The organism is Pedobacter sp. 22163 (genome assembly GCF_052045595.1).
In the GTDB taxonomy this organism is placed as follows: domain Bacteria; phylum Bacteroidota; class Bacteroidia; order Sphingobacteriales; family Sphingobacteriaceae; genus Pedobacter.
On the sequence record NZ_JBQEPM010000029.1, the window covers coordinates 1 to 847 of the forward strand.

At 43.7% G+C, this 847-nt stretch carries 2 tRNA genes and 1 rRNA gene; all 3 read right to left on the reverse strand.

Features of this window, described 5'->3' with window-relative positions:
• Positions 1–293 precede the first annotated feature (293 nt).
• Positions 294–370, reverse strand: a tRNA-Ala gene (locus ACTJKN_RS27325).
• Between the two features lie 72 nt (positions 371–442).
• A tRNA-Ile gene (locus tag ACTJKN_RS27330) sits at positions 443–520 on the reverse strand.
• Between the two features lie 260 nt (positions 521–780).
• Positions 781–847: ribosomal RNA gene (locus ACTJKN_RS27335) — 16S ribosomal RNA — on the reverse strand; the annotation flags it as partial.

Sequence of the window (847 nt, forward strand, 5' to 3'; positions counted from 1 at the left end):
CTTTTTTAACTTCTTCCAATATGTCAAAGAACTTTATTAAGGTATAAGGTTTAGGGTATAAGGGTGGAGGGTTTCATTGTCCTCTGCCCAAGCCTAAGCTTATTCCTTATTAGTAAAAAACCGCGGTCTCGAACCGTTTCATACTGTTGGTATGTGCCCCATGGCGTTTCTTCTCTTCTTAATCATGTCAATGTATATTATCTATCCCGATAATAAGGTATTATATTCTGTTGTGGTGTGTTTCAGCTATAGGTCTTACCCTACACCTTCAACCTTTTAACCCTCAACCTTAATGGTGGAGAATAACGGAGTCGAACCGTTGACCTCCTGCGTGCAAGGCAGGCGCTCTAGCCAGCTGAGCTAATCCCCCAAAAGGATCGTAATGTGTAGTCCCGTCCAGATTTGAACTGTTCACTCCAAACCGCCGATTGCAAACTTTCAGTGGTAGTCCCGTCCAGATTTGAACTGGAGACCCCTACATTATCAGTGTAGTGCTCTAACCAGGCTGAGCTACGGGACTGTTGATTTAAGGTAAGCTTTTATTGTTTGCAGTATAGTATCTTACCGCTACTGCTCATCCTTTGGCTTCCCCCATCTTAATCTCCGTTATGCTTGTACCCTTATAGGCCGCACTCCGTTGTCTTCTGGGTGTTTCTTTTTTCTCTTGTTTTTTTTAAAGTCATCAGTATCAAGTATCAAGACCTTAAGCCTTATTACCCTCTACCTTATACCTTTTTTAGAAATATCATGTTGCGTGGCGAGTAGGCGGTGCTACTCCAGAAAGGAGGTATTCCAGCCGCACCTTCCGGTACGGCTACCTTGTTACGACTTAGCCCCAGTTATCGGT